Origin of the sequence: Corynebacterium sp. CCM 9203 (genome assembly GCF_041357675.1) — a bacterium.
Classification (GTDB): Bacteria; Actinomycetota; Actinomycetes; order Mycobacteriales; family Mycobacteriaceae; genus Corynebacterium.
Genome location: NZ_JAUERY010000002.1, coordinates 1 through 25,980, shown reverse-complemented (window position 1 = coordinate 25,980; position 25,980 = coordinate 1). Strand labels below are relative to the sequence as shown.

Sequence of the window (25,980 nt, the reverse complement as noted above, 5' to 3'; positions counted from 1 at the left end):
TCACACCGTGAACCTCCCCAGCAGCTCCTCGTGGAGCAGGCCGTTGGTGGCGAGGGCGTCGCCACCGGAAGGGCCGTCGATCCCGGAGAGGGAGGTGAAACGACCGCCCGCCTCGGTGACCAGTACCGCGAGCGGGGCGAGGTCCCACAGGGCGACCTCGGGTTCGGCGGCGACGTCCACCGCCCCCTCCGCGACGAGGCAATAAGAGAGGAAGTCGCCGAACCCCCGCAGTCGCCAGGTGTCATCGGAGAGTTTCAGGAATGCGTCGAGAAGCCCGCGGTCCCGCCAACCGTCGAGCGATGAGAAGGACACCGACGCATCTGCGATGTCCGCGACCCCGGAAACCCGGAGACGCTTGGGGGAGCCGCCCGAGAAGGACCGCCAGGCACCCTGCTCCTCTGCGGCCCACCAGCGGCGTGCTAGGGCCGGGGCACTGACGACGCCGACGACGGGTTTCCCGTCGACGAGCAGTGCGATGAGTGTCGCCCACACGGGAACGCCACGGACGTAGTTTTTCGTACCGTCGATCGGGTCGATCACCCACTGGCGCCCTTCGAGGGCGGCGTCACCGCCGAACTCCTCACCCAGTACCGCATCCGCCGGACGGTCGGTGGACAGTCGTTCCCGGAGGAGTTTCTCGCACGCGATGTCGGCGTCGCTCACCGGCGTCATGTCCGGCTTTGATTCGACGGTGAGGTTCGATGCCTCGAACCGGTCCAGCGTGTGGGTGTCCGCGATATCGGCGAGTTCAAGGGCCAGTGCGAGGTCATCGGCGTAGGTGCTCATGTCCACTAATGATAGGCGAGGTGCGCAGCCGGAACCTCTGGAACAAATGAAAAAAATTACATGGACAAATGTTCGCATACTGGGTCACAATGGGTCAGGAAGTACGGGCCACCACCCCTTCGCCCGAAAACAACACACAAGGAGATGCGTCATGAGTACCGAATCCACCCCGCATATCAACCCCAAAGGCGCCCCCATCGCCGAAACCATCCTGCTCCCCGGTGATCCGCTACGCGCCAAATTCATCGCCGAGACCTATCTCGACAACGCCGTCCAGTTCAACGATGTCCGCAACATGCTCGGCTACACCGGGACCTATCAGGGACGTGAGATCTCGGTGATGGGCTCCGGCATGGGCATCCCCTCCATCTCCCTGTACTCCTGGGAACTGATCAACGTCTTCGGCTGCCGCAAGCTCATCCGCATCGGCTCCTGTGGAGCATTCCAGAAGGACCTGGACCTGTACGAGATCGTCGTCGCACAGTCAGCATCAACCGACTCGAACTTCCTCTCCCAGTACAACGTTCCCGGCACCTATGCCCCGACCGCCTCCTGGAAGCTACTGTCCGCGCTGCAGGAGCAGGCCCGTGAGCAGGGTGTGGAGACGCATGTCGGCAACGTCCTGTCCAGCGACATCTTCTACCACGCCGATGAGACCGCCAATGACCGCTGGGCGAGGATGGGGGTTCTCGCCGTCGAGATGGAGACCGCAGGCCTCTACGCCGTCGCCGCTGCCAACGGTGCCGACGCACTTGGCCTGTTCACCGTCTCCGACAACATCGCCACCGGAGCGCGGACCACTCCCGAGGAACGACAGACCGCGTTCACCCGGATGATGGAGCTCGCCCTACCGCTCGCCGGCGTCTAGCCGATTCACCCGTATCAAGGAGCACCACACCAATGGACACCCCCATCTCGGCAGGGCACGGCGTCAACCCCAAAAGGGCGGTGCCGATCCTGCTCTTCAGCTTCGTGTTCTGCCTCGTCATCGACAACGGCTTCAAGTTCATGTCGAAGCCGATCGCCGATGCCCTCGACCTGAGCGTCACCACCGTCAGCCTGCAGGCCACCCTCGCCGGCATCGTCATCGGGATCGGAGCCGTGGTCTACGCGGCACTCGCCGACGCGTTCTCCATCAGATCCTTGATGATCGCCGGTATTGCCCTGATCGTCACCGGATCACTCATCGGATTCTTCTTCCAGAGCATCTGGCCCATGGTCCTCGCTGGGCGCGTCATCCAGACCACCGGCCTCGCCGCCGCCGAAACCCTCTACGTCATCTACGTGACCAAGTACCTGGACGCGAAAGATCAGAAGACCTACCTCGGCTTCTCCACCTCCGCGTTCCAGGCGGGACTGCTCTTCGGCATCCTCGGATCCGGATTCCTGGCCACCACCGTGTCCTGGACCGCGATGTTCCTGGTCCCCCTGATCCTCGTGTTCACCATCCCAGTGCTGATCAAACGGGTCCCACCGGCGAAGGCCGTGTCCAGTCACCTCGATGTGCTCGGACTCTTCCTCATTGCGGTCATCGCTACCTCGGTCATGCTGTTCATGCAGGACTTCAACTGGCTGTACCTGTTCCCCGTCATCCTCGGGACCGCGTGCTTCATCTGGCACATCACCGCGCACAAGGGCGCCCTGGTCCGTCCCGAGTTCTTCACCAACAGGCGCTACGTGTGGGCGCTCGTCCTCGTGCTCGTCGTCTACTCCGTGCAATTGGCCTACATTTTCATGTTCCCGTTCGCCACCGCGGATCTCCACGGCATGGAGATCGACGAGGCATCGATGCTGCTGGCCCCCGGATATGCTGTCGCCATTGTCGTCGGTGCACTGTCCGGCAAGATCGGTCAGTACCTCAGCTCACGGCAGACGATCGCCATCGCCCTCGGGGGAATCGTTCTCGCGCTGGCGCTCCCCGCGGTGTTCACCACCGCCAGCGTCACTGTCCTGGTCATTTCGATCATCCTGTTCGCCTCGGCGTTCGCGCTGCTCTACGCGCCGCTCGTGTCCACCGCGATCTCCACCATCCCGGCGGAGAAGTCCGGTGTGGCCATCGGGTTCTACAACCTGACCATCAACATTGCCATTCCCGTTGGTATCGCCTACACCGCGAAACTCATGGACCTGAAGTTCGAGTTCTTCCGTTTCGCCACCACCGCTTCCTCGGATATCGGGGTCCAGTACGCGACGGTTCTCTGGATCATCACCCTTGTCGCGGTGGCTGGCAGCGCGGTCTACCTGCTCGCGGACCGTCGGATGAGCACCGCCGAGAAGCAGCGGGCGGTGGCCGGTGACGATCCCTCCGTGCCCACCGCCCGGTAACGGAGTCACTCGGAACCGTCCCGCAGTCACTTCTATCCGGTACTCGTACTGAAACGACGATCCGCCCCGCACCAGGTCACACGGTGCGGGGCGGATCTTTCTGACGGAGAAATCAACCGGAAATCAGTCTTCCGGGTAGACACCGCCGCTGGCCTGCCGGTAGACGTAGGCGAGGGCAGTGATGTACGCGGGCCCGGTGATCAGCATGCCGAGTCCGAGTGGGATCGCGGACACGATAAGGATCAGGCCCCACAAGATCGAGAAACCGAGCAGCGGAAGATAGTTCCGGGTACCGGCCTGGAATCCCTGCCTCGCGGCGTCACCAAAGGATGCTCCCCGGTCGAGGACGAAGAGATACATCAGCATGTACAGCGGGCCGACGAAGATCAGAGCAATGTTCACGAAGATTTGGAGCACGCCCGGCAGCAGGTAGGGGACTGCGGACGTGATGATGTCGACGATTAGGACGAACACCAGAGCCTTGACGAAGTTGGGGCCACCGAAGAAATCAGTGAAGGTGATCTTCTTTCCGTCCGCAGCCTTCAGCGCGGCGGTGGCGAACATCACCTGAACCACGATCATGATCAGGGTGAAGAGGATCAAAATGATCGGGTTGAAGTTGTAGCTGTCCGTATCCGGTGTCGCCCCGGTCTCCGGGTTGAAGGCACCGTCCGCCGACATCTGGGAGAACATTGCGGCGAATCCCGCACCGAATATCACCACGGACAGGATACCCACGACCAGCGTGGTGACGATCCACGCGAGCGGAGAAGCGAATACGGTGCGGAAGCCGTAGCCGACACTTTCCATGACGCGGACCTTGCCGTCGCCCTGCACCATTCTCCGACCGTTGTTGTAGGGCGCGGCCCCTGCGTATCCTTCGGCGGAGCCGTCACCGTAGTTGTTAGCGCCGTTATAGGGATTGCTGTCATTTTCCGGGTGGTAGTTTCCCCCCGGGTAGTTGGGGTAATCGTCTCTTGCCACTGTGTGTTCTCCTTCGTGTGCACCGAGTGGGTGCGCTGATAGGTTGTTCCGGTGGGATGAATGACATCCGGTGCTCCATCTGGTCCCCTTGTACCAGGATCCATCAGGGTACCCGATGCACACCACCATTCCGGTTGATGCTGTCGACCATGTACAGGGTAACCGGGTGTTTTTCGTGGTTCGACACTGCCCTGCAAATGATACGGGTTAAGATACTATTCGTAGCGCAGGGCGTCGATGGGTCGCATCCGTGCCGCTTTCTCCGCCGGGTAGAAACCGAAGAATACGCCGATGCCCATGGAGAAGCCGAGGGCGACGATGACGCCGATCAACGGGGGCAGAACAATCTTCCCGAGGAACTTCGCTCCCACCATGCCGAGTGCACCGCCGAGCAGTACGCCGATGATTCCGCCGAGCAGACAGATGATCATCGACTCGATGACGAACTGCCTGCGGATGTCCGCATTCCGGGCACCGAGAGCCTTACGCACACCAATCTCCCGGGTCCGCTCGGTGACCGTCACGAGCATGATGTTCATGACACCGATGCCTCCCACGAGCAGGGAGATCCCGGCGATGACGGACAGCCCGATACTGAGTGAATCGATGATCGTCTTGAGGATCTCGAAGTCTTTGCTCATGTCCCGGGCGTTGGCGGTGAACTCCGGATCATCGGCGTAGGCGAGCTCCAGGAAGGAATTGAGGTCAGCGAGCAGCGCTTCGCCGTTGACCCCAGGGGACGGCCGGACCGACACCTGATCCCAGAGCCCCGGATCATCGGTGTTCAACCGGGAATCGACGGTCCAGGGGGCGTAGATCCGGTACTCCTTGAACGAGCCGGAGAGCAGTCCGCCCTTCCCCTTCTCCGCGATCACGCCGACGATCATCAGGGGGAACGTTGATCCGTCGGAGGAGGTGTAGTCGATGGTCTGGCCCAGTGCACCATCGGCATCTCCCGCGAACAAGGAGTCAATGACGGATTGGTTCACCACCGCGACGGAGCGTTCCCCGGTGATGTCATCATCGGCCAGATTACGGCCGTAGCCGATTTCGAAGCTCTGCATCGCCATGTAGTCCGGGTTGACTGCACTGAGAGTAACGCTCTGGGTGGTCTCCGGAGCATCGGACGAGGCCGCGTCTCCGGGATGATAGGACATGGCCCCCACCGCCACACCACTGATCCGGCCCTTGAACCGGTCGGACAGCACGTCGATGAACTGCGGGGTGATCTTTGAGGATGCGGCGACGGGTTCCGGCGGGACGTACATGAACGCGTTGGACTGTTCGGTCTGCTCCTCACCGTCCTTGGGGCGGGCCTCGACCTTCACGACATAGTCGTTGACGCCTGCGGCGGCGAGCCCCTCGACCGTCTGTGCCTTCAGTGAGGCCCCGAGGGTGAGGATCGCGATCACCGACGAGATACCGATGATCACACCCAGTAGGGTCAGGAGGGAACGCATCTTGTTGCTGCGGAAACTTCCCAGCGCCAGGCGGATCGCTTCAGCGTAGGTCATCGGTCCGCCACCCCGTTATCGAGTCGGCCGTCGGTCATGGTGGCGATTCGTGTCGTCTCCGCCGCGAGTTCCGGGTTGTGGGTGATCAGGACGATTGTTTTCCCTTCCTCGGTGTTGAGCTTGTGGAAGATGTCCATAACGAGGCGACCGGTCACCGAGTCCAGCGCGCCCGTCGGTTCATCGGCCAGGATCAGATCGGGGTTGTTCGCTAGGGCCCGAGCGATGGCGACGCGCTGTTTCTGGCCACCGGACAGCTCGTTTGGGTTGTGCTTCATCCGTTCGCCCATCCCGACGAGGTCGAGGAGTTCCTCGGCACGCTGGCTGCGTTCCTTCCTGCCGACACCGGCGTACATCATCGGCATCTCCACGTTCCGGGCTGCGCTCATCCGGCCGATCAGGTTGAAGTTCTGGAACACGAAACCGATGTGGTGGTTGCGGTACTCGGCGAGTTTGTCACCCGGCATGCGGAGGATGTCGACGCCACCGAAGAAGTAGCGACCGGACGTCGGATAGTCCAGGAGCCCGATGATGTTCATCAGGGTCGACTTGCCGGACCCGGAGGCGCCCACGACCGAGACGAATTCACCGTTTTTGACGGTGAAGTCGCACCCCGGGAGCACTGTCAGTTCATTGTCGGTGCCGATGTTGAATGTCTTGGTGATCCCGCGCATCTCCAGCAGTAGGCCAAGAGTGTCCGTCTGTCCCGGTGCGGGGGCGGTGGCGTCCGGATGCGCGGGAACTTGGGCATGGCGACCTGCGGGAGAGTTCCTTCTCCGGCGAACGATCATCGCCCGTCGTCTCCGTCCTCGGGGGTGTCGAGTTTCACCTTCTGGCCGATGAGATACCGATGGGTCGAACCCTGGTTGATCACCTTGTCCCCCTCCTTGAGGTCCCCACCGCTGACGGCGACGGTGAAGTCACCTGTGGTGCCGAGGGTGACGCTGCGTTCCTCGACGGTGCCGTCCTCGGTGACCACCAGAACGGCCTTCGTACCGTCATCCCGGTCGTAGGCGGCGTCACGGGACACGGAGATCGTGTCGGTTTCCTCCGCGAACGTTATGTGGATCTTCGCGGATCCGCCGATGAGGAGACCATCCGTGGGGCCGTTGACGCGGATGACGACGGCGAAGGTGGGCTTCGTGTCCTTCGTCGGCCCACCAGCGGCGGTAGCTCCGGAGGCTGCGGCCGACGCCACCCCCGAGGCCACGGGCGAGACGGAGGAGACGGTGCCCTTGTAGGTGCGGGAACCGGTCGCCGGGGTCGTGAACTCCGCCTTTGCACCGGGGGACAGTTTCGCGACGTCGATCTCCGGGATCTGCGCGGTGACGGTGAGACCGGTGTCATCGGCGATCGTCGCAATGGAACCCGCGGCAGGCTTACCTACTTCGGCGGGAACCGCGATCACCAGACCGGCGAAGGGTGCCCGGACCGTACTTGACGCGATATCGGCGTTCAGGGACTCAGCGGTCCGGTTGGATCCGGATCTGGTGGCCTGGGCGGAACGTCGGGCCTGCTCGATACCACTCGTGAGATTCTGCAACTGGTGCCGGGTGTTCAACCGTGCGGTCTCAAGGGCGACGGCGGCATCCTTTTTCTGATCGAAGGCTGCGGCGACGTCTCGCTGCGACTGCGCCAGTTCGGAGTTGACCGAGCGGAGGGCGGCGTCGTAGGCCTGCTGCTGCCGGTTGAGCGACTGCACGGAATCCGCCAGGTTCGCCACTGACTCGACCGTGCCCAGGTGTGCGTTGATCTCCTGCTCCGGGATGATGCTGTCTGACCGTTGTCGGGCCTTGATCGAGGCCTGCAGAGCGTCGATCTTCGCGGAGATCTCCGCCGTCTTCTCCTGATCGCCTGCGGCATCAGCCAGTTCCCTGCGCAGGGCCGACAACTCGGCGAGGTCCGCGGCGAGATCGAGATTCTGTTCCACACCCCGGGTTTCCGCGGCAATGGATCCGACTCCGGCGCGGGCGACGTTCAGGGAGGCAGAGAATACCTGTTTGCGGGCGGCATCGACGGCCTGTTCCTGGCTGACCAGTCGCTCATCACGACCCGCTTTGACCTGGGATTTCTTCTCATCGAACGAGCGCAGTGCATTGTCGTAGGCGGTGGTCGCCGTACGGAGCGCTGACTCCGCACCGTTCAGTTCGGGGTTGAGTCCCTCATTGAGGCTCTCCTGGTACTGGTCGTACGCCTGCTGCGCCTGCTCAATCCCGTTGACCGCACCGGCGACGGCATCGGCCTGCTGTGCCTGTTGATCACGCAGGGCACGCTCCTGTTCGGACACATCGATCGTCGCGATGATCTGATCTGCCTCGACCCTGTCACCGACCGCGATGTTCAGGGTATTGACCGGGCCGGTCAGGGCGGTGTTCACCGACCTGGTTTCACCTGCGGTGATGGTTCCCTGCGCCTGGAGCTCCTGAGCGACGTCACCTATCTTGACCACACGATATTCGTGGGCAGCCAGGGTCGTGTCATCATTCGATCCACATCCCACCAGGCCGAGAGCGAGGACAGCGGTCACGGCCAGGAGTCTGGTGCGACCACCGGGCACCGACCGCTCAAAGAAAGTTGACTGAGATGAGTGGCGCACTGGAGGCAGCACTCCTTCCGCTAGGTGAGGCGAACAGGGGTAGTCATCCCACTCTAAGTGTGTGGAACGGGCGTGTTCCAGAGGCTACCCCCGTATATTTGAGGGTGAATCAACACCGCGCGGGTGTCTCCCGACCATCACGACCAGATTGCGGCGATCTCCTCGACGGCCCTGGGGTTGCCGGCGACGCACCAGATTTTTCCTCCGGCCTCGATCTTGCGGCAGGATCCGCCTGCTCCTTCGACGAGGGCCCGGCCGGGTAGCCAGTCCCAGTCCGCGACGCTGTGCTGGGTCCACACACCGAGTTTTCCCTCCGCGACACCCGAGAGATCGAGGGAGCCTGCGCCGAGCATACGGAGTGTCGCAAAGCGGGTGGAGACGGCCAACCACGCATCCCGGACGGTGTCTTCGGCGAGGAATGTCGGATGAACGTAGGTGGCCAGTGACACCTCGGCGCAGGGGGCATCGTTGAGCTGTCCGATTGCCTTTCCGCTCACCGTTGTGGGAATCCCCGGCCCCCCGAGATGCGTGGTGTCGTGGGAGGGGCGGTGCACCGCCCCGAAGTGTAGACGCGACGGCGCGGAGGGGGAGCCGTCGACGAGGGCGATAGCGGAACAGAAGTAGTCCGAACCCGACGTGAAGTTGTAGGTCCCGTCCACCGGGTCGATCACCCAGGTACGCCCCGAGGTCGAGCGCCGGGCAGCACCTTCTTCACCGAGAAGACCGTCATCCGGGCGCAACGCAACCAGTGCCTCGGAGACGAAGGTTTCCGCCGCCCGGTCGGCCTCCGTGACGACGTCCGAGACCGATGTTTTGTAGTCCACATCGAGTCCTCCGCTCTCCCGGATCGTCAACGCCAATTGGCCTGCGGTACGAACCAGGGCACACGCGAGTTCGACGTCGGTGGATCCGGCGTGCACGGTGGTGAACTCCGAAACCAGCTTCCGGGTGTCCGTTCCGTAGTAGTGACTCAGATCTGTGGTAGCGGATCCAGTTGGGTCCGGAACGGTCCTGTCCGTGGAGGGGGCGGTGACGGACGGAGGTTCTATGCGCTGGCGCGGCTCGCTCATGCTGCCCATTGTGCACCGTCACGGTAGTGTTAACCACTGTGCAACCTGATGTAATCGCAGACCTCAATGAACTCGACGCCACGCTGACGACCATCGAGAAGGTGATGGATCCGGAGGCGATGGCCGACCGCGTCCGTGAGCTCGAGGCGCAGGCCTCCGACCCGACGCTGTGGGATGATCCCGAGCACGCCCAGCAGGTCACCTCGAAGCTCTCCCACATGCAGGCCGAGCTGCGCAAAGTCGGGGAACTCCGGCAGCGGCTCGAGGACCTTCCGGTGATGTACCAGCTCGCCGAGGAGGAGGATGAGTCCACCGAACTCGTCGACGAGGAACGCCGTGATCTGCGCGCGGACATCGAGGCCTACGAGGTCAAGACCATGCTCTCCGGCGAGTATGACGCCCGTGAGGCCGTCATCAACATCCGTTCCGCCGCCGGCGGCGTCGACGCCGCAGACTGGGCGGAAATGCTCATGCGGATGTACACCCGCTGGGCGGAGAAGAGCGGGCACAAGGTCGACATCTACGACATCTCCTACGCGGAGGAAGCCGGCATCAAGTCCGCCACCTTCGTCGTCCACGGCGACTACACCTACGGCACGCTGTCCGTGGAGCAGGGCACCCACCGCCTCGTGCGGATCAGCCCGTTCGACAACCAGGGCCGCCGCCAGACATCCTTCGCAGAGGTCGAGGTCCTGCCCGTTGTGGAGACCACCGACCACATCGAGATTCCCGACAACGAGATCCGCGTCGACGTCTACCGTTCCTCCGGCCCCGGCGGACAGTCCGTCAACACGACCGACTCCGCGGTCCGGCTCACCCACGAACCCACCGGCATCGTGGTCACCTGCCAGAATGAGAAGTCCCAGATCCAGAACAAGGCGTCGGCCATGCGGGTTCTTCAGGCCAAACTGCTGGAACGCAAGCGCCAGGAGGAACGCGCCGAGCTCGACGCCCTGAAGGGGGACGGGTCGAACTCGTGGGGCAATCAGATGCGCTCCTATGTGCTGCACCCCTACCAGATGGTCAAGGATCTGCGCACCAACTTCGAGGTCAATGACCCGTCGAAGGTTCTCGACGGCGAGATCGACGGATTCCTGGAGGCGGGCATCCGCTGGCGGATGTCGGAGCAGCAGAACAAGAACTGATCCGCCGTACCCGCCGGGGCCTGCTTCGGCACTGAGTATGTGAACGGCCCTTCCCGTGGTGATCGGGAAGGGCCGTTTGTCGTGTGATCCGGGTGCCGTGAGAGTCAGCGCACCGGTACCCCTGGGCCGAGTGGTAGTCCGAGGATGTACCAGAGGAGGAAGAAGAGGAACCAGCCGACGAGCATCGCGATGGAGTAGGGGAGCGCGAGGGACATGAGTGTCCCGATGCCGGCCCGCTTGTAGTAGCGCTGCAGGAAGGTCAGGGCGAGAGCGAAATAGGGGCTCATCGGCGTAATGATGTTGGTGGGGGAGTCACCGATGCGGAAGAGCATCTGGCTGACCTCGGGGGAGACACCGACGTACATCATCATCGGTACGACGACGGGACTCATCAGCGCCCACTGTGCGGACCCGGAGGTCACCATCAGGTTCAGGACAGCGACGAGGAGCACGAACAGTGCGAAGAGGACGGGGTTCGGCAGGTCCGCCCGGGAGAGTAGCTCCGCGCCGTGGATGGCGGACCAGACCCCGAGGTTGGACCAGGTGAAGTAGGCGAGGAACTGGGCGACTGCGAAGAACAACACCATCATGGGGACGAGTGTTCTGATGCCTTTGGCCATGAACTCGGGGACGTCCGCAGCTTCGGTGATTGTTCCTGTGGCGCGACCGTAGATGATCCCGACGATGAAGAAGTACACGGCGATGGCGACGGCGATGGAGCGGATCAGCGGGGACTCCATGACGGAGCCATCCTCGCCCTGGAGCGGGGAACCGGGAATGAACATCGCGGCGAAGTAACCGGCGAGCAGAACCAGCGACCACACGGCGACCTGAATGAGTCCACGCTTCTCGACGTCGTGCAGTTCGAGCTGGGTCTCATCCTTCTCCGCGTCACCTGCGTCATCGGCGGCGTTGGGCGGGGTCTCCCCGAAGCTGGCGGCCTCGTAGTTGACCTGGTCATGGTCGATGAGCTCACGGGCCTTGTGTCGGACGAAGAATTCGGTGACGGCGGTGATGATGAGAGCCAGAATGATGGATGAGGGGACGACGAAGAAGTAGTTCGCCAACGGAGAAACCTCGTAGCCGGGTTCGACGATCTGCGCCGCGGACGTCGAGAGTCCGGCGAGGAGGACATCGGTGATGTTCAGGATCAGCGAAGAGTTGAACCCTGCGGAGCTTGCGGCGAAGGCCACCATCGCGCCGACGATGGGGGAGCGGCCGACATGTCGGAAGGCGGTGGCTCCGATGGGAATGAGGATGACGTACACGGCGTCGGATGCGATGGAACCGGTGACACCGGCCAGCGCGACGACGAAAGTCAGCATCGTCGGGCCGACGCGCCCGATCGCTCCCCGGATGGCGGCGCCGATCAGGCCCGAGTATTCGGCGACGGCGACACCGAGCATGACGATGATGATCAGTCCCAGCGGCGGAAATGAGGTGAAGTTGGGGACGGCCTCATTGATCATCCGCTGGAGTCCGTCCGTGGAGAGCAGGTTCGTAACCCGCACCTCCTCGCCGGTGGAGGGGTTCGTGGCGGTCATGCCGATCTTCTCGCCGATGAAGCTGGAGACGAGGACCAGACCGGAGAGGATGACGAAGAGCCAGAAGGGATCGGGGAGCATGTTCCCCAGGCGTTCGACGAGTCCGAGGAAACCACCCGCCTGATCTCGTTTTTTCTCTCTGTTCGCCGTGCCCGTGCCTGTGTCTGGGGTTGTGGCCGGGGCACGGGTGGCGGCGTTCTTGCTGTCGGTCATGTCTTCTCACGACTCCTGGTGTCGGTTCGGGGACCACGGGGGTCGGGGCAGATGGTGGGGGCGATGAATGTAGTACCCGGTCAGCGGCGTACCTTACCGAGGTGCGACCTTTGGGACGATGGTAGCGGTCGTGGTTCCCCCCACCACCGTCTCGTACGGGAATGCGGTCTGTGTGGCGCATGGGGCCTGGCCTGTCACTTGCACCACCTTGATGAAGAAAACCGCAGGTCACAGTAGCGGCACAGGTGCAGATCAGGAAGTGTCCAAAGTTTCGCCAGTGGCGCCAATGAACTAAGGTGACGGGTGTGATCACCTTCGACCAGGTAACAAAGACGTACAAAACCTCGACCCGGCCCGCGCTGGACAACATCTCCGTGCACATCGACAAAGGCGAGTTCGTCTTCCTCATCGGGCCCTCCGGATCCGGCAAGTCGACGTTCCTGCAGTTGATGCTCCGTGAGGAGAACGTCACCTCCGGGGACGTCCGTGTCGGTGACTTCCACGTGAACAAGCTCCGTGGTGCGCAGGTCAACAAGCTACGGCAGCGGGTCGGCTACGTGTTCCAGGACTTCCGCCTGCTGTCCAAGAAGAACGTCTACGACAACGTAGCGTTCGCGCTCGAGGTGATCGGCAAGAAACGCAGCGTCATCGAGAAGCTCGTGCCCGAGACCCTCGAACTCGTCGGACTGGAGGCCAAGGGCACCCGATTCCCCGCCGAGCTCTCCGGTGGCGAGCAGCAGCGCGTCGCCATCGCAAGGGCCTTCGTCAACCGGCCCCTGGTGCTACTGGCCGACGAGCCGACCGGCAACCTGGACCCCGAAACCTCCAACGACATCATGCTGCTGCTCAACCGCATCAACCGCACCGGCACCACCGTCGTGATGTCCACGCACAACGCCCAGGCTGTCGACCAGATGCGCCGCCGAGTCATCGAACTGCACCTCGGCAGGCTCGTCCGCGATGACGCCCACGGCGTCTACGGCGTCGGTCACTAACCCACCCCGGTCACCTCTCTAGGAGAATCAGAAAAAGCATGCGATACCGATTCATCGCCCGCGAGGCGTTCCAGGGGCTGGGACGAAACCTCACCATGACCATCGCCCTGATCATCACCACGGCCATCTCCCTGGCACTGCTCGCCACCGGATTCCTGGTCACCGGGATGACCGAACGCACCAAGGACATCTACCTCGACCGCGTCGAGGTGATGATCCAACTCGACAAGGACATCTCCGCCAACGACACCGACTGCTCAACCGAACCATGCCGCGAGGTACTCACCGCCCTCGACGGCTCCGACGGCGTCGAGTCCGTCACCTTCCGCAGCCGTAAACAGTCCTACGAGCACTTCGTCGAGGTGTTCAAGGACACCGATCCCGCGCTCGTCGAGGCAACGTCCCCGGACGCGCTTCCCGCCGCGGTTCATGTCAGGCTCGAGGACCCCCTCGATACTTCTCCGCTCGACCCCGTGCGGGATCTGCCCCAGGTGGACACCGTCATCGACCAGATCGACGATCTTCGCTCCGCGACCGATAACCTTGACGCCGTGCGTAACGCCACCTTCCTCGTCGCCGCCATCCAGGCGCTGGCCGCTATCTTCCTCATCGCGAACATGGTGCAGATCGCCGCCTTCAGCCGCCGCGAGGAAATTTCCATCATGCGCATGGTCGGCGCCTCCCGCTGGTTCACCCAGGCGCCCTTCGTCCTGGAGGCCGTCATCGCCACGCTACTTGGTTCGGTGCTCGCGGTTCTCGGCCTCATCGCCGGCAAGAACTTCGTCGTCGACAAGGCGCTCAAAGGCCTCTACGATTCCCAGCTCATCGCGCCCGTCACCACCGGCGACATCTGGGTCATCGCGCCCGTCGTCGCCCTCGTCGGCGTCGTGTTCGCGGCGATCACCGCGCAGGTCACCCTCCGCCTGTACGTCCGCAAATAACCCCCTGTACCACCCGACGCCCGCCCCTCCCGCAACAGCGGAGAGTGAGGTGGGCGTCGTCATGCGACAGGTGCGGTAACATCGGACGGGTTATGGCAAAGAAGAAGAAAAAGGCGAACGAGAACCCGGTGATCGCCACCAACCGGAAAGCGCGCCACGACTACAAGATCCTCGATACCTACGAGTGCGGCATCGTGCTCGTCGGCACCGAGATCAAGGCACTGCGCGAGGGCAAGGCCAACCTCGTCGACTCCTTCGCCATGATCGATAACGGGGAGGTGTGGCTGCACAACCTCAACATCCCCGTCTACTCCCGCGGCTCCTGGACGAACCACACCCCACGCCGCACCCGCAAGCTCCTGCTGCACCGCAACGAGATCGACACCCTCATGGGCAAGGTCCGCGACGGCCGCCGCACGCTGGTGCCCCTCAAGCTGTACTTCGTCGGCGGACGCTTGAAAGTGGAGCTCGGTCTCGCCGAGGGCAAGCAGGACTACGACAAGCGCCAGGACATCAAGCGCCGTACCGAGGAACGGGAGATCACCCGTGAGCTCGGCCGCCGCATCAAGGGGATCAAGGGCTAAAAACCGTTTTGGGGCGCACATCCCCGTCGTTTCGGACTACCTATAATTGGCGGAACGACGCGTTCGCCACCCCATAAGGAGTCCCCCGGCAGTGGAACACTGGCACCTCGACCACCCCGAGATCGGCCGAATTGAACTCACCCTCGGCAGCCCCGGGGAACTGCGTGAACTCGACCCAGGCTGGCCGTTGAACAAGCAGGACGTCGAGGCCGTCAAGGAATCTGGGGGCAGCGTCGACAAACGCACGAAGAAGGAAGCCGACTGGGCGGAGAGCGCCATCTTCGGCGCCACGACAATGTCCTCCTTCCTCAAAGGCGCCGCCGACACCGCGGGGAAAACACCGCTGCTGAAAACCCGCAGCGACAGAATCGACGCGGCGGCGAGCCGGGCACGGGACGCCGTGACGACCGGCGTCCTCATCACCGTCGACGGAGCCATCCGGGGCAGACTCCCCGTGGCCCAGACCATCACGGTACGGATCGACAAACGAATTCCCTCCGGAACCTACAGCCGGGCAGTGAAGAACAAGAGCGCGCCCTGCCTGAAAATCGACAGAAACGCCCTCCACGAAATCCGCTCCGTTCTGTTCCGCAAGGGCGGCGAGATCATCGAATTCACCCCACCCCCCGGATCACACGCCGAAGACCGATACCGGCAGATGGAGGAAACCCCCTGGAAACGATTGCTCTACCCACTGGGGGCAGGCCTCGGTAAAGCAGGCTGGGCAATCATCGCCCTGGTACTGGTCCCACTCATCGGTCGCATCATCGGGACGATCATCGACTGGATCATCGAGCGGCTACCCGACGTCGACATCCCCTGGCCCGACATCAACCTCCCCTCCATCCCCTGGCCCACAATCAGGTTTCCAGCCATCCCCTGGCCCGACATCAACCTCCCGAAGATTCCGTGGCCCGACTACGAGATACCCGAATGGTTGGAATGGCTACTCGACCACCCCAGAGTATGGTTACCCATCGTTATCGGACTCATCGTCGGGATCGTATCGCTGCGCAACGGCAGAAAATCCCGGAAAATTCGCCAGCAATGGAAGCAGACCGGAACCGGGCGACCTCCCGGGACAGAAGCCGGGGAGTCGAACGAACGACGGGACGACCTCGACGAGGGGGAGACCCCCGAACCACCGTCGGAACCGGATGAACCAGATGAGCGATGAACCCGCTTGCAGGTCAGCGCCCCGCAGCGTAAAGTAAGTGCTCCTGTGGTCAACGTACGACCCACCACAGGACTGCGGCCACCCGAGGGAAACCGAGGAGACACCGCAGGATGCAAGGGGCTGATATGGTTTCGACTTCGTGCATCAAGCCAGGGGAAGCGTGCCGGTGCAGGCTAGAGACCACCGTAAGCGTCGTAGCAACCTCATAAGCGCCGAGAACACTCAGCGCGACTACGCCCTCGCTGCCTAATACCAGCGACCGCGTGTCTGTCGGCCCAGGTTCGTCCCTGACCTGGTAGCCGGCATCGATCAAGGGACTTGCCGTCCGGCCGCGTCAGCGGGGCCGTCCGGGACTCTCACCGCTGACTGGGCCCATCATCCGGAACGAGTTCGTCCGAGCCGGAGGGCCGAGCAGAGATCAGGCGCGAACTGCGCACGGAGAAGCCCTGGCGCGATTACGGAGGACCCGGGTTCAATTCCCGGCAGCTCCACAAAAGAGGATGTTCCCGCCCAGCATGCTGGGCGGGAACATCCTCTTTTTCATTAGTATAGAATAATGTTCCAGAATCGCAGTATTTTGATCCCGATGGCACGAATTTACAGCCCACAGACTACCCGAACTAAACTGCTTTTTTAGATCCGAAAGGGGGCGGAAAATGAAAGAGAGCATGCAAGAAGTATGGAAAGTTTACGATGGGGCAAATAAAGAAATAATAATACCGGTTTACCAGAGAAACTACGACTGGACCGTCAAGCAGTGCAGACGTTTATTTGACGACCTTGAAAACATAATCGACGAGGGGCGACCGAAGCACTTTTTCGGCGCCGTAGTTGGAGTCTCCGAGTCTTCTTGGAAATGGGTGGTCATCGATGGGCAGCAACGGCTGACCACTGTCAGTCTCCTGATGGTCGCACTGGTCCACGCTATTGAGCAGGGTGCAATCGAATGTAGCGACGGTTCCCTGTCGAAAAACATCAAAGAATCCTACCTACTGCTGCGAGACGACAACGAAACCATCAAGCTCAAATTGAAACCAGTTAAAGATGATTTCTCCGCGTATGAACAGCTATTTGTTGAAGGGGGGAGTAGAAGCAGTTCGTCAAATGTGATCAGCAATTATCTGTACTTCATGGAAAGGCTCGACCATACCTCTTTGACAGCGGATGATGTTTGGAAAGCAATCCAGCGCCTAGAGGTCATGCAACTCGATTTGGAAGCTCACGATAATCCTCAGAGAATTTTTGAGTCCCTTAATTCCACCGGTCTCGCATTGAGCGAGGCCGATAAAATCCGAAATCTAGTATTAATGGGGCAGGGCACGGTGACGCAAGCCAAGCTCTACGATCGGTACTGGAATCCGATGGAGAAGGCTGTGGACTATAATACTGACTGGTTCATCCGCTGGTGGCTCGTGGTAGAAACTGGACGCACACCGAACAAAAATGCAGTATATGAAGATTTTAAAGAATACATCCTTCGAGATAAACAAGATATTTCGGAGGTTCTGGAAAGCCTGCTGGAGTATTCTATCATTTGCCGACAGATAGAAAATGCCGAAACCGGTATTGTTGCAGTCGATACGGTTCTTCGCAGGTTTAATGATATTAAGGGTGATGTCGTACTTCCCCTCCTGATGCCTCTGTTGCGGGATGTTCGCAGGCAGGTAACAACAGGCGAAGATTTTCTGCAAGTGGTCAAGATGCTGGAGAGCTACCTGTATAGAAGAATAACCTGCTCCATCGCTGCAAATTCGCTCAATAAGATATTTTCGACCGCGTATGCCGATTTAGTTAAACTACGTAAAAATGATGAACCATACTCGGAGATACTCACCTACTTGTTACTCCGCAGGGATGGAGGAGGTCGTTTTCCGGGTGACCAAGAGTTTCGTAGAGAGTTCACGCAAAGAAACTCCTACCGAATGCGCCCAAGTTACCGTCAGTATCTCTTCGACTGTCTTGAGAACGGCAAATCGAAAGACGTTCGAGATATTTCTAATGCGTTGAAGCGAGGTGATATCTCGATTGAGCACATAATTCCACAAACTCTTACGGAAAAATGGAGAAGTGAGCTCGGAGAAGATTGTGAAAAGATTCATGCGGAGTGGGTTCACCGTATAGCCAACCTAACGGTTACGGGATACAACTCCGAATACTCCAATCGTTCATTCCGGGAAAAGAAAGAAGATCCCGAAGGTTTTGTCAGTAGTCCGTACAGGCTCAATGCAATGGTTAAGGAGCAGGAATCTTGGGGGCTTCCCGAGTTGATATCTCGCGCAAAGATCCTCGAAGAGCTCGCTATTTCCTATTGGGCGTATCCTGAAACCAAATTCGAACCGCGTGAAAATTCTCTGGAAACCGAAGCTCTGTCATCGGACATTAACTTCACCGGTCGATCAATCGTTGGTTATGACCTGGGTTCATCAATGATCGTCGTTTCCAGTTGGCAGGAAATGTTGATCCGAGTCCTGGGGACTCTTGTGCGGGATCATCGAACCAAGCTATTGGAGTTTTCAGAGAAGTCACTCTATCTCAGGCGCCTGCAGTCGCCAGAAGATATTGTAACGAATGATCGTGGTATCGATTTTATTCGGGTTTCGGACGAACTCTGCATTCCACCCGGTTCTAATACGGAATCGAAGATCAGCTTTTTACGGAGCCTGTTTGAACACCTCGATCTAGATCAGGATGATCTGGTCTTTTCGTTGCGCTCCTTGAAGGATGAGGTCGAGAACAAGCACAAGGACCACAACCGGTTTCGGGAGCTTCTGGTGTTTTTGCCTAGATTTGAAGAGGTTGGCAACAACTCTGCGCGAGAAGAGGACTTTTCCGCCTTATTGGAACAATTCTCTGGAAAAATGTTGCAACTGAATCTCGTGGTTCAAGATCCGCGTGAAGTGATTCACCCGAAGCGACTGTATGACTATTACTCCAGCGAGATTGTTGCGAATTCGGGTGAAGAAGAGATACTTGCTGTCATCTGTTTGATGTTGAATGTCAGTCATTTGACAGGAGGGGCGGAGTTTGAACAGGTAATCCGTTCGGGCGTCATATCAATGTGGCTCAAAAGGCTCGAGACTTTCGGTTAGGGTGATCTTTGATTTCATTCCGGATCGGCGTCTCCTGTCGAGGGCAGATGGTCCCGTACTGTGGGAGGGGTCAGAGTCCCTGGAGTTCCCGCCAGAACCTTTGCGACCTAGGGCAATCCTATAGATCGGCCTCAACAAAGTCGCCGCCCACCGCTGTGTTCAATGCCACGCAGAAATTCCTGGGGTGGCTCCATCCAGGTTCTGCGCGGTGTCAGATGAGTTGCAACGGTGAGACCGTGAATTGGTACGCCTGTGTTTGGTTCGGGTTCCGCGATTGCTGTGGTGTTTTTGAAAGGTGAGAGGGAACATCGTGTGCGCCTGACGGGGGGGGGATCTGGTCACAAAGACTCAAGATACGGTTTCGCGCACCGTTGGGGGGATACGAGACAGCCTCCGATACGGAGATCTGTCAAGCTCCGATCGGGGAAGCGGAATGGGAAGGCACTCGGTGGCGGAGCGGTCCGGAGCATTCCACTTCTTCGACAGCCTGCTGTCGGCGTGCCGGTTTTCCCAGGTAGTCGATACCCAGCGTGGACAGCGACGGAATAGTGAACGCATGTATATACCGTCTGATGGGGTCGATCGTGTTGCCGAGTGCGAGGAGATTCGCTCTGGTTCGCACATGGCATGCATTGATCGCCGCGACTGTCTGCCCTGGATGAGATCCGGTTCTCCCGCGAATACTCCTTTGACCGCGACAATCGTCAGGGTTCACCGGGCTCGTTCTTCGGTTGGAATACCGGCGCCGGCCTGTGGCTGTTCTTCATTCGCAGACGGTCAGTTTCAGATTCCTGGTCGAGTCAGTTTGCATCCTCGGGTCTCCCCGGCGTTGTTCTGACTGAATGATGGTCACCTCTCGGGAAGAAGCGTGGAGGAGCCGGGGCCGGTCCAGGAATCCGGGGAGCTTTTCCGGATAAGGACGGAGGATGTCTGGGCAGGTGGAGTTCAGAGATCGGGGAGTCCGTTGGTGTCGCTGTGTGCGCACCTATCTGTCGGTGGAGCCTCAACCGGGGCGCCGGAAGGTGTTGCCTGACGCGTGTGTGTGATCGGACCACCTCTCGGACCGAATCACATTCCTGCCGGAGCCCGATCCGGAGCAGTGGTGCGGGGAACCCACGGTAAAAGATCGTCGCCCGGCCCCCCGACGCAGCCCTGAACCGAAAAAGACCCCACCCTCCGACGACACTAACTGCCGGAGAGCGGGGTCGTGCCCGTTGTACGGGGCGCGAATTAGCTGCGTTCGGTGCCGGTCTTGTAGACGTTGGCGTCGACTCCCGCGAACTCCGCATCGTCGAGCTCCACGCCTGCGTTGGCGGGCGTGCGCCTGGTTCCGAAGAAGAGGAGGTTCAACAGGATCGCGGTGAATGCGCCGGTGGTGATGCCGGAGTTGAACACGGTGCCGAACCAGTTGGGGAACTGCTCGAACAGGGTCGGGTGCATGACCGGCAGCAGGCCCATCGTCAGCGAGACCGCGATGACCAGGACTGAGTTCTGGTTCATCTCCAGTTTGGTCAGGGTCTTGATGCCGGATGCCGCGATCATGCCGAAGAGTGCGGCGGTGGCCCCGCCGAGAACCGGGGTCGGCACAGCGGCGATGATTGCGCCGAGTTTGGGCAGCAGGCCGAGTACCACGAGGATGACGCCCGCCCCGGCGACGACGTAGCGGGACCGCACCCGGCTCATGGCCAGCAGGCCAATGTTCTGCGCGAAGGCGGTGTACGGGAAGGTGTTGAACACGCCGCCGAGCATGGTGGAGAATCCGTCGGCACGCAGGCCGTCGGCGATCTGGCGGGGAGTGGCCTTCTTCCCGACGATCTCGCCGGCGGCGAGGAAGTCGCCAGTGGCTTCGACGAGGGTGACCAGGCCGACGAGGACGAGGGCGATGACCGCGGAGACGGGGAACTCGGGGAATCCGAAGTGGAAGGGGGTGGCGACGCCGACCCAGTTTTCCTCCCCGACGCCGGAGAGGTCGACCTTGCCCATGAATGCGGCGACGATGGTGCCGACGGCGAGTCCGATGAGGACGGAGGTCCGGGCGATGGCGACGGGTGCGAAGCGTTCGATGATGAGGACGACGAGGAGGGTGAACAGTCCGAGGCTGATGTTGGCGACGCTGCCCGCGTCGTCGCCGTAGCCGCCGGAGATGTTGTTCGCGGCGACGGGGATGAGGGAGAGTCCGACGCAGGTAATGACGCTTCCCGTGACCAGTGGCGGGAACATCCAGAGGATCCGCGCGAACACCGGTGCCATGAGGAACATGAACAGGCCGCAGGCGAGAACCGAACCGTAGATCGCGGCGGGTCCGTAGTTGACGCCGATGACGATCATCGGGGGAACGGCGGTGAAGGTGCAGCCCTGGACGATCGGCAGGCGTGCGCCGAGACGCAGGAAGCCGACGCACTGGAGGATCGTGGCGATACCCGCGACGAGGAGGTCGGCGGTGATCAGATAGGGCAGGTCGGACGGTTGCATCCGTCCGGCCTCGATCATCGCCCCACCCAGAACGAGCGGAACCGCGACGGCCCCGGCGTACATCGCCAGGACATGCTGGAAGGACAGTGGCCAGAGTTGGGTGGCCGGCGGGATCTGGTCGACGGGGTGGACGGAGTTGTCGGGGGTGTCGAGTGCTGTGGACTCGTTCTTCGGGGAGCTCAACGTGGCGGACCCATCTATCGGGGGTGGTCGGGGATGCGGCGGGGCCACCGTCGACAAGGTTCGTGCGGTGGTCGCGTTGACCCGGGATTCCGGGGTGGTGCCCATCGGGAAACACCGCTTGAGACTTTAGTACGAGTTGTCTGACAGGACTCAATAGTTACCGTGAGAAAATTCGGACATGAGCCCTTGACCGAAGAAGACCCCGGCCGGGACGGGCGTCCGGTCGGGGTCGTGCGGGAAAACGGTCCGTGCTACTTGGACTCGTCCTCTTCTTCCTCGGGGTCGATTTCTTTTTTGGCGAGGCTCATCAGTTCGTCGACGTGCTTCGGGAACTCACCGACGTGGAACTTAGTGGTCTCGGAGTCGTCGGCGAGATTCATGAGGGCCACGTTCACGTAGTCGGTGACGAGGAGATACTCGGGCATCTCGGTCTGGGCGGCGAGAGTCTGCAGGGCCCCTTGAATGGCGTCCTCCAGGTCGGAGCCGGGCTTCTTCATGACACCCGCGATGACGCTGGGCCAGTAGATGGCGAGGGGGTTGTCGGACCCCTCGGACAGGCGATCCGCGTCCTCGAAGCTAGTGGTGACGCGGTCCGGGTCGGTCCCGAAGGCCTGGAACAGGCCGGTGAAGAACTGGCGGACGTCGGTGTCATCGATCTTGGCGTCGCCGCCGGCGAAGCTCTTCGCGCGGTCGGCGCGGGCGTCCGCGAAGACGGTCAGGTTGTCGACGATGGTTTCACGGTCCAGGTTGTATTCTTCGTTGCTCATGGTCGACGAGTGTACGTGCGTGAAGATGAACCTGCATCCCCATACGGGTGCGCCCGTTTTCTTGGTGGCGGTCTCACCGGCGCTGCAGAAGTCTCCGGTGCACGATAAGGTCGGGGGTAATGGAACCTGGATGAGGACGAGCGCTGGCCCAGTGCGAAATTGTCGTCCTCACGGATTGCGGTGGGATGTGGGTATGAATCTTGAGGATCTGACTGACAGCGCGCAGAATTACCTGAAGAGTCTGTGGACGTTGTCCGAGTGGACGGGCGGTGCTGTGACACCTTCGGAGGTGGCCCGGCACCTGGATCTGCGTCCGTCGTCGGTGTCGGATCAGATTCGTCGCCTGACGTTGGCCGGACTCGTTGATCACGCACCTTATGGTTCGGTGACACTCACCGATGAGGGTCGTGCGCTCGCCTTGCAGATGGTCCGCAGGCACCGGCTCGCGGAGACGTTTCTCGCCGAGATGCTCGGCTACGAGTGGGATGAAGTGCACGAGGATGCCGACCGGCTGGAGCATGCCATCTCGGAGAAGATGTTGGAGCGTATCGACGCCGCGCTCGGTCACCCGGAGCGGGATCCGCACGGTGATCCGATTCCGGCCTCTGACGGTGTTCTGCCGGAGCGTTCATTCCGTCCGCTCGTGGATTGCTCGGTCGGGGAGTGCGTACAGATGAGCCGGATCCGTGATGCGGATCCGGCGGTTCTCCGGCATCTCGGGAGTCTGGGGATCGTGCCGGGGGCGGAGTTCACAGTCAGCGACGCAGGGGAGACCTCCGGTGTCATGCTTCTGAAATCGGGCGACCGGGGGCACGATGTGCCGCTCGCCAGGGACGTCGCGGCGAGCATCCGGGTGGTTCCGGTGTCCGCTCCGGATGAAGGACGGGAAGACTAGTCCTGTTCGCTCTCGTGCACCGGTTCGGCGGTCCAGTAACTCCGCGCTGAATGGATGAGCGGTGGTGGCCGGTCGCCGGCGATGTAGGTTTCCACGCATTGGGCGAGTACCAGCCGGGAGTCACCGACCGGGATCGTGGTGAGTATCCGTGCTCTGAGTACCGCACCGAGGCCCCGGATCACCGGTAGACCGGTTGGTCCCGGAAGGTGATCGACGCCCTCGAAACGGTTGATACCGGACGTCGAGAAGCGTCGGGCAAGAGCTGCATCCCCGACTCCGAGTGCATGGATCGCAACCTCCTCGGCAGCTTCAACCGCAGGCCAGGACGATGATCCGGCCTGCAGTGAGAACGTCAGGGTCGCCGGGTCGAGCGACACTGACGCGACCGATGAAGCGGTGAACCCCACGGGGGCACCGTCCGGAGCGAGCGTGGTGATGATCCAGACACCGGAGGCGCATCCGCGGAAGAACGTTCGGAGACCTTCACCTGCGGGGAGTGCATCGGAACTCATTTGTCGTCGACCCGGGTTCCCGCTTTGGCGCCCGAGCGCAGTGAGTAGATCTCCTCGACCGTGATGACCACAGCGTGCTTCGGTGTGCCCATGCCGTTGTCCTTGGCGAAAGCGATGGCATTGTCCCAGGCAGGGCCTTCGTCGACTAGTTCGGCGGTGCCGATGAACCGGTATCCGTCGAGAGCCTCGCGGTCGATGACCGCGACGGCGACGCGTGAACCCGCCACGATATTCGCCTGATGCTGCCCACCGGTGTTCTCGTTGAAGATGAGATGAGTGTCGTCGAGGACGCGGAGGGACCGCTTGGGGCCGATGTTTGGGGTGGTGGGGTCGGTGACGGTCGCGAGGATGGGGAGCTGGGTACCCAGCATCTCGCGCATTTCAGTGGTGATGACTGGCATGGTTGGTTCTCCTTGGAACGTCGGGTACGGTTACCGGCGTCAGTATAGTTCGTTGGGCCGTAAATGAAAGTTCGTGCGTTTTCGTCATGTCCGAGCCTTGCATCATCTATTTTTCCTCAGTCTCCGGAAATACCGAGCGTTTTGTGCAGAAGCTGGGGTTCGCTGCCCAGAGACTACCGCTACGGGTCTCAGATCCGAAGGTGGAGGCGACCGCGCCCTATGTTCTGATCACCCCGACCTACGGAGGCGGGTCCAGGGCCCGGGCTGTTCCCAAGCAGGTCATCCGTTTTCTCAACGAACCGGGGAACAGGGCACTCCTCAGAGGCGTGATCACAAGCGGAAACACGAATTTCGGCGAAGCCTTCTGCTGCGCCGGCCCGATCATCGCCGCCAAATGCGGCGTCCCCGAGCTCTACCGTTTCGAACTCCTCGGAACCACGAGGGATGTCGAGCGCGTCAGGGCCGGACTCATCGACTTTTTCCGGGACCTGTGCGCTGACGTCTCCGCGCAGTGCCCCGATACGGCAAAGAAACCCTGAAAGCGAGGAACGAATGACGACGACAGAATCACTCACCCCACCCCAGTGGCGTCCGGGGGAGAACCGCCCGCTGCGACCGGTCAACTGGAACCGGCTCTCCGACGAGAAGGATCTCGAGATCTGGCAGCGCCTCACCGCCAACTTCTGGCTACCGGAGAAGGTGCCGCTCTCCAATGATCTCGGACAGTGGCGGAACATGGATGAGGTGACCCGTCAGCTCACGGTGAAGGTATTCACCGGATTGACGCTCCTTGACACGGTGCAGGCGACCGTCGGCGAAATCTCACAGATCCCCGATGCCCGTACCGAGCATGAGCAGGCAGTCTACGCGAACATCGCGTTCATGCAGGCCGTGCATGCGAGGTCGTACTCTTCGGTGTTCAGCACGCTCTGTTCGACCGCCGAAATCGATGAAGCCTATGAATGGGCGGTGAAGAACCCGTTGCTGCAACGCCGTGCTACCGCGGTGATGGCGCACTACTACGGCGATGACCCACTGAAACGAAAGGTCGCCGCCACGCTGTTGAGCTCACTCCTCCTGTACGCGGGTTTCTACCTGCCGTTACGGTTCTCCGCACGCGGGCAGATGATGAACACCGCAGACATGATCAGGTTGATCCTCCGGGACAAAGCGGTTCACGGCTACTACTCGGGATACAAGTACCAGCGCGGTCTCGATGCGCATCCCGAGCGGCGCAATGAGATGGAGGATTTCACCGGAACCTTCGTCGAGGAACTTCTTCGCATGGAACTCGACTACTCCTCGGATCTCTATGCCGGATTCGACATTATCGATGGGGTGATGGCTTTCGTCCACTACAACGCGGACAAAGCATTGATGAACCTTGGGTACCCTGCACGTTTCGAGGCGGAATCCGCGGGCGTAGAACCCGATGTGCTGGCAGCCCTTGCACCGGAGTCAAGCGAAACGCACGATTTCTTCTCGGGGTCCGGTTCGTCCTACGTCATCGGGCGAGCGGAATCGACCGAGGAATCGGACTGGGACTTCTGAGGAATATTAACCTTTCGTTCATCCGGCGCCGGTGGCTCCAGGTTCGGCGCCGGCATGGATCACAATGACCCGGATGGGCCGGAGAAGCGTGGGGATCCAGGTCTGCCCGGATCCCGGCCTGGTGGCGTTCTGTCCGACTAATCTCGCGCTGGCTTTCATAAAACATGCCTTTTACCTGGGGTTTTGCGTGTGTTGAGTGGTGTGTGTAGATTCATTCGAGTCAGCGCGGCGGGCCGTTA

22 protein-coding genes and 1 other RNA gene are annotated in these 25,980 nt (G+C 61.1%); 12 read left to right on the top strand and 11 right to left on the bottom strand.

All coding sequences use genetic code 11. The features are described from left to right. On the bottom strand, positions 1-786 hold the full coding sequence (gene hisN, locus QWU44_RS03460) for a histidinol-phosphatase (RefSeq protein ID WP_370914334.1): 786 nt from the start codon (positions 784-786) through the stop codon (positions 1-3). Positions 787-937: 151 nt separating this feature from the next. Here hisN and deoD point away from each other — a divergent pair, with 151 nt between their 5' ends. Further along, a complete protein-coding gene (gene deoD / locus QWU44_RS03455) occupies positions 938-1,654 on the top strand; it encodes a purine-nucleoside phosphorylase (protein WP_370914333.1) in 717 nt (238 codons plus the stop codon). Positions 1,655-1,686: 32 nt separating this feature from the next. Beyond that, on the top strand, positions 1,687-3,111 hold the full coding sequence (locus QWU44_RS03450) for an MFS transporter (protein WP_370914332.1): 1,425 nt from the start codon (positions 1,687-1,689) through the stop codon (positions 3,109-3,111). A 123-nt stretch (positions 3,112-3,234) separates the two neighbouring features. On the opposite strand, the gene QWU44_RS03445 is transcribed toward QWU44_RS03450, so the two are convergent. From QWU44_RS03445 to QWU44_RS03425, 5 genes are all read right to left on the bottom strand, one after another. Further along, the gene (locus tag QWU44_RS03445; RefSeq protein WP_370914331.1) at positions 3,235-4,095 is read right to left on the bottom strand and encodes a hypothetical protein; all 861 of its coding nucleotides are present in this window, start codon (positions 4,093-4,095) and stop codon (positions 3,235-3,237) included. Positions 4,096-4,310: 215 nt separating this feature from the next. Continuing rightward, positions 4,311-5,609, bottom strand: coding sequence for an ABC transporter permease (locus tag QWU44_RS03440; RefSeq protein ID WP_370914330.1), 1,299 nt, complete (start codon positions 5,607-5,609; stop codon positions 4,311-4,313). Further along, positions 5,606-6,280, bottom strand: a complete 675-nt coding sequence (locus tag QWU44_RS03435; protein ID WP_370914891.1) for an ABC transporter ATP-binding protein — start codon at positions 6,278-6,280, stop codon at positions 5,606-5,608. The genes QWU44_RS03440 and QWU44_RS03435 overlap by 4 nt, the downstream gene beginning before the upstream one ends. Before the next feature lie 113 nt (positions 6,281-6,393). Further along, positions 6,394-8,202, bottom strand: a complete 1,809-nt coding sequence (locus QWU44_RS03430; RefSeq protein ID WP_370914329.1) for an HlyD family efflux transporter periplasmic adaptor subunit — start codon at positions 8,200-8,202, stop codon at positions 6,394-6,396. Between the two features lie 137 nt (positions 8,203-8,339). Then, positions 8,340-9,272, bottom strand: coding sequence for an inositol monophosphatase (locus QWU44_RS03425; RefSeq protein WP_370914328.1), 933 nt, complete (start codon positions 9,270-9,272; stop codon positions 8,340-8,342). 38 nt (positions 9,273-9,310) lie between these two features. Here QWU44_RS03425 and prfB point away from each other — a divergent pair, with 38 nt between their 5' ends. After that, complete coding sequence (gene prfB, locus QWU44_RS03420; protein WP_370914327.1) at positions 9,311-10,417, top strand: peptide chain release factor 2; 1,107 nt, start codon at positions 9,311-9,313, stop codon at positions 10,415-10,417. Positions 10,418-10,521: 104 nt separating this feature from the next. On the opposite strand, the gene QWU44_RS03415 is transcribed toward prfB, so the two are convergent. Further along, positions 10,522-12,174 carry an AbgT family transporter gene (locus tag QWU44_RS03415; RefSeq protein ID WP_370914326.1) on the bottom strand — a complete coding sequence of 551 codons (1,653 nt, stop codon included), beginning with the start codon at positions 12,172-12,174 and terminating at the stop codon, positions 10,522-10,524. A 305-nt stretch (positions 12,175-12,479) separates the two neighbouring features. Between QWU44_RS03415 and ftsE the strand changes: the two genes are divergently transcribed. From ftsE to QWU44_RS03385, 6 genes are all read left to right on the top strand, one after another. Further along, complete coding sequence (ftsE, locus tag QWU44_RS03410; protein WP_370914325.1) at positions 12,480-13,169, top strand: cell division ATP-binding protein FtsE; 690 nt, start codon at positions 12,480-12,482, stop codon at positions 13,167-13,169. Between the two features lie 38 nt (positions 13,170-13,207). After that, positions 13,208-14,110: a permease-like cell division protein FtsX gene (ftsX, locus tag QWU44_RS03405; RefSeq protein ID WP_370914324.1), complete on the top strand. Its 903-nt coding sequence runs from the start codon at positions 13,208-13,210 to the stop codon at positions 14,108-14,110. 92 nt (positions 14,111-14,202) lie between these two features. After that, positions 14,203-14,694 carry an SsrA-binding protein SmpB gene (gene smpB / locus QWU44_RS03400; protein WP_370914323.1) on the top strand — a complete coding sequence of 164 codons (492 nt, stop codon included), beginning with the start codon at positions 14,203-14,205 and terminating at the stop codon, positions 14,692-14,694. Positions 14,695-14,785: 91 nt separating this feature from the next. After that, positions 14,786-15,871, top strand: coding sequence for a hypothetical protein (locus tag QWU44_RS03395; RefSeq protein WP_370914322.1), 1,086 nt, complete (start codon positions 14,786-14,788; stop codon positions 15,869-15,871). A gap of 116 nt (positions 15,872-15,987) precedes the next feature. Beyond that, positions 15,988-16,365: a transfer-messenger RNA gene (ssrA, locus tag QWU44_RS03390) on the top strand. A 162-nt stretch (positions 16,366-16,527) separates the two neighbouring features. Then, positions 16,528-18,960 carry a DUF262 domain-containing protein gene (locus tag QWU44_RS03385; RefSeq protein ID WP_370914321.1) on the top strand — a complete coding sequence of 811 codons (2,433 nt, stop codon included), beginning with the start codon at positions 16,528-16,530 and terminating at the stop codon, positions 18,958-18,960. 1,230 nt (positions 18,961-20,190) lie between these two features. On the opposite strand, the gene QWU44_RS03380 is transcribed toward QWU44_RS03385, so the two are convergent. After that, positions 20,191-21,720, bottom strand: a complete 1,530-nt coding sequence (locus QWU44_RS03380; RefSeq protein ID WP_370914320.1) for a nucleobase:cation symporter-2 family protein — start codon at positions 21,718-21,720, stop codon at positions 20,191-20,193. Between the two features lie 146 nt (positions 21,721-21,866). Continuing rightward, entirely contained in the window at positions 21,867-22,382 is a 516-nt protein-coding gene (locus tag QWU44_RS03375) for a type IIL restriction-modification enzyme MmeI (RefSeq protein WP_370914319.1), read from the bottom strand. Between the two features lie 193 nt (positions 22,383-22,575). Here QWU44_RS03375 and QWU44_RS03370 point away from each other — a divergent pair, with 193 nt between their 5' ends. Next, positions 22,576-23,277, top strand: a complete 702-nt coding sequence (locus tag QWU44_RS03370; protein ID WP_370914318.1) for a metal-dependent transcriptional regulator — start codon at positions 22,576-22,578, stop codon at positions 23,275-23,277. Here QWU44_RS03370 and QWU44_RS03365 read toward each other — a convergent pair. Continuing rightward, positions 23,274-23,789: a flavin reductase family protein gene (locus tag QWU44_RS03365; protein WP_370914317.1), complete on the bottom strand. Its 516-nt coding sequence runs from the start codon at positions 23,787-23,789 to the stop codon at positions 23,274-23,276. The two genes, QWU44_RS03370 and QWU44_RS03365, sit on opposite strands and share 4 nt — an antisense overlap. Then, positions 23,786-24,190 (bottom strand): pyridoxamine 5'-phosphate oxidase family protein, encoded by a 405-nt coding sequence (locus tag QWU44_RS03360; RefSeq protein WP_370914316.1) that lies wholly within the window; start codon positions 24,188-24,190, stop codon positions 23,786-23,788. The genes QWU44_RS03365 and QWU44_RS03360 overlap by 4 nt, the downstream gene beginning before the upstream one ends. An 86-nt stretch (positions 24,191-24,276) precedes the next feature. Between QWU44_RS03360 and nrdI the strand changes: the two genes are divergently transcribed. Continuing rightward, a complete protein-coding gene (nrdI, locus tag QWU44_RS03355; RefSeq protein WP_370914315.1) occupies positions 24,277-24,729 on the top strand; it encodes a class Ib ribonucleoside-diphosphate reductase assembly flavoprotein NrdI in 453 nt (150 codons plus the stop codon). Between the two features lie 13 nt (positions 24,730-24,742). Continuing rightward, positions 24,743-25,741, top strand: coding sequence for a class 1b ribonucleoside-diphosphate reductase subunit beta (gene nrdF, locus QWU44_RS03350; protein WP_370914314.1), 999 nt, complete (start codon positions 24,743-24,745; stop codon positions 25,739-25,741). Positions 25,742-25,980 lie beyond the last annotated feature (239 nt).